Origin of the sequence: Blastomonas sp. (assembly GCF_041747255.1) — a bacterium.
Taxonomy (GTDB): Bacteria; Pseudomonadota; Alphaproteobacteria; order Sphingomonadales; family Sphingomonadaceae; genus Blastomonas.
On the sequence record NZ_JBGTFM010000436.1, the window covers coordinates 1 to 2545 of the forward strand.

The 2545-nt window shown below is 60.8% G+C and carries 4 protein-coding genes; 2 read left to right on the top strand and 2 right to left on the bottom strand.

Translation table 11 applies throughout. From position 1 onward, the window contains the following. The first annotated feature begins 252 nt into the window (after nucleotides 1–252). Nucleotides 253–858: a hypothetical protein gene (locus tag ACEW8G_RS14630; protein ID WP_373489135.1), complete on the top strand. Its 606-nt coding sequence runs from the start codon at nucleotides 253–255 to the stop codon at nucleotides 856–858. 58 nt (nucleotides 859–916) lie between these two features. Next, entirely contained in the window at nucleotides 917–1195 is a 279-nt protein-coding gene (locus ACEW8G_RS14635; RefSeq protein WP_373489136.1) for an ETC complex I subunit, read from the top strand. Nucleotides 1196–1302: 107 nt separating this feature from the next. Here the strand turns inward: ACEW8G_RS14635 and ACEW8G_RS14640 are convergent, their stop codons facing one another. Both ACEW8G_RS14640 and ACEW8G_RS14645 read right to left on the bottom strand, forming a co-directional pair. Next, complete coding sequence (locus ACEW8G_RS14640) at nucleotides 1303–1824, bottom strand: NUDIX hydrolase (protein WP_373489137.1); 522 nt, start codon at nucleotides 1822–1824, stop codon at nucleotides 1303–1305. A 17-nt stretch (nucleotides 1825–1841) separates the two neighbouring features. Beyond that, nucleotides 1842–2525 (bottom strand): TPM domain-containing protein, encoded by a 684-nt coding sequence (locus ACEW8G_RS14645; RefSeq protein WP_373489138.1) that lies wholly within the window; start codon nucleotides 2523–2525, stop codon nucleotides 1842–1844. Nucleotides 2526–2545 lie beyond the last annotated feature (20 nt).

Genomic DNA, 2545 nt, shown 5'->3' on the forward strand with positions numbered 1-2545 from the left:
TCACTATAGCGGGGCAGGGCGGAATAACGGATGCTGTCGTGCGTTTTCATGGCCAGTAACTTTAGCCTGCTGCTTTGCGAGCGCAAGCATCAGCGATCGCTGCAAGCTGGCCATGCGCACTGGGGGGGGCTTGCGATCAAGATGCGGCATGGGCATTGATCGCCGACTGTCGCAAGGCCCTGTAACCTTGGTCCTTTGCAGAACGAACGATGGCAAGGCAGGCCGGATCGCTCGGCAATTGGAGGCAAGTTTATGGAAAACGCATCAAACAGGGCATCGCAAGGCCTTGCGGTGCTGCTGTTCAGCACGGTGGTCACGCAGATCATCTACCTGGCGCTTTCCAACGCCGGTGCCGAGATCAATCGCATGGTCATCTGGTCAGCTGAAGCGCTCGCGTTTCTGGGCATTACGATTGTGGCGCTGTCGCAGATCGTACATCATGCGCGCCTGTCGCTGGGCTGGGCAGCCGTCGCATCCGGCGGTCTTCTGAACGCAATTCAGGTCGGCATCGGACTTGCCATGTTTGGCCCGCTTGAAGAGGCGGGCGAGGCGATCGCCCCTGTCTTCAAGGCGGTACTTGCAGGCGCATTCTTCCTTTATTTTGCAGGCAAGTTTCTCTTTGGGCTGGCTGCCATGATCATCGCAGCGGATTTTCTGCGTGGTGCGGGTGCCGTCAAGGTCATTGGAGCCCTCACGGCCATTGCCGGGCTGGCTGCGATGGTGCTTAATCTGGGCGGGATGGCGATGGGCATGGCGCTGGTTTTTCCGGCAGGAGCATCAGGGACACTGGCGACGCTGCTTTTGGGGGTTGGTATTGCGATGCTCGCCCGTCAGCAATCGCGCCCACACCGGCCTTGACCCGGAGCGCCCCGCTGTAGCATGGGCAATGCATAGAGGCTTTTCGGGACGAACAAAAATGGCCGCACGAATCTTTCAGCGCCCCAAGAATGCGATGCAGTCGGGCCGCGCCAATACCGATCGCTGGATCCTTGAGTTCGAGCCGGCAGAGGCGAAAAAGCCTGATCCGTTGACCGGCTGGGCCGGATCAGGCGACACGCGCCAGCAGGTGCAGCTGTTCTTTCCTGATGCCGTTGCAGCGACAGCCTATGCCGTCAAATACGGCATCGCCGCGCGCATCGAACAAACCCCGCCACGGCGCCTGAAAATTCAGGCCTACGCGGACAATTTCCGGTGACCATGCACCGTTTTCCGGCGAACGCCGGGAACCGTGGCGTCCACAGTGAAATCTGGCACCTGGGCTCCGTCTTCGCCGGAGAACGTTGTTGATGAAAGCGGTAACCTTCAGCCAAGCATTCCGCCACCCAGCAGCAACAGCAGCTTCACGTCCATCGCGCAGCCATCAGCCCGTTTGGCGTTGAGAAACGTACTCAAATCCATCAGCGGCACGATGTGAACAGTGATGTCCTCGCCCTCTACGCCGCCGCCGTCGCTGACCCGCGTCAGATCGTGCGCGCGCAACAGGTGAAAGCTCTCGGTGACCATGCCGGGAGATGAATAGAATTCGCCGAGATGCTCCATGCGTGCGGGGCGGAAGCCGGTTTCTTCCTCAAGCTCGCGTGCGCCTGCCTTTTCCGGCGTATCATCGCCATCATCATCATGATCGCCGATCAGTCCGGCGGGCAGTTCGATGCATCGTTTGCCCAGCGGCACCCGAAACTGTTCGACCAGAATGACCGATTCCTCGTGGATCGCCAGAATCACCGCTGCCCTGATGCCCCGGCTGCGCGATACATATTCCCATTTTCCGCGCCGCTTGGCGGTGATGAACCTGCCCTGCCAGACGATCTCTTCGGGTTCGGTCATGGTCTGCTCGCGCGCCGTCACAGTTCGATCAGCCGGTCAGGCAGCTCATTGGGATTGGCGTCGGTCTTAGGGAAATGCTCGGTAAGCACCTTGCCGATGTCGCGCACGGCGGCGGCCATGCCTTCGCCTGCGCGTCCGGCGCGCAGTTCGACCAGCATGTCGGCCATCGCCTCGCCCCAGACGTCGGGCGCGACCTTTTCGTTGATCGCGTTGTCGGCGACGATTTCGGCGCGATGCTCGGCCATCGAGAGATAGACCAGCACCCCGGTGAGGCCCATCGTGCGTTTTTCAGCGCTCACCTTGAACAGCTTGATTGCTCTGGCGCGCACCCGTGCGCGCTTGATCGCGGTTGGCGTGAGCCACAGCCGGACGCGCGGAAGGCGGGTGATCAGATAAACGATACCCGCCTTGACCGCGACAAACAGCAGGATAATCGTGAGATATTCGCGCGGCGTGTACACATGTTCCCAGCCGCCGGTGAACAGTGTGAGCTGCCCGGCAAACCAGTTGGGGAATGCCGCGATGCTGCCCAGAGTCAGAAATGCCGCCGCGATTGCCCAGTAAAGCGGGATTTCGCGATAATCATCGGACTGGCGCGCGATCACGGTCACGATCTCGCCATCGGTCAGCTTTTCGGCCTCGCCGACAGCAGCGGTGACGATGCAATGCTCGTCCGGCGATACGCTTTCTACCTTGCCCATCGCTGCCTCACCATCCGCCC

What these genes read in the sequence shown, in the direction of transcription:
- ACEW8G_RS14630 (WP_373489135.1), top strand. Translation starts at nt 253, where the DNA reads ATGGAAAACGCATCAAACAGGGCATCGCAAGGCCTTGCGGTGCTGCTG.
- ACEW8G_RS14645 (WP_373489138.1), bottom strand. Translation starts at nt 2,525, where the DNA reads ATGGGCAAGGTAGAAAGCGTATCGCCGGACGAGCATTGCATCGTCACC.
- ACEW8G_RS14635 (WP_373489136.1), top strand. Translation starts at nt 917, where the DNA reads ATGGCCGCACGAATCTTTCAGCGCCCCAAGAATGCGATGCAGTCGGGC.
- ACEW8G_RS14640 (WP_373489137.1), bottom strand. Translation starts at nt 1,824, where the DNA reads ATGACCGAACCCGAAGAGATCGTCTGGCAGGGCAGGTTCATCACCGCC.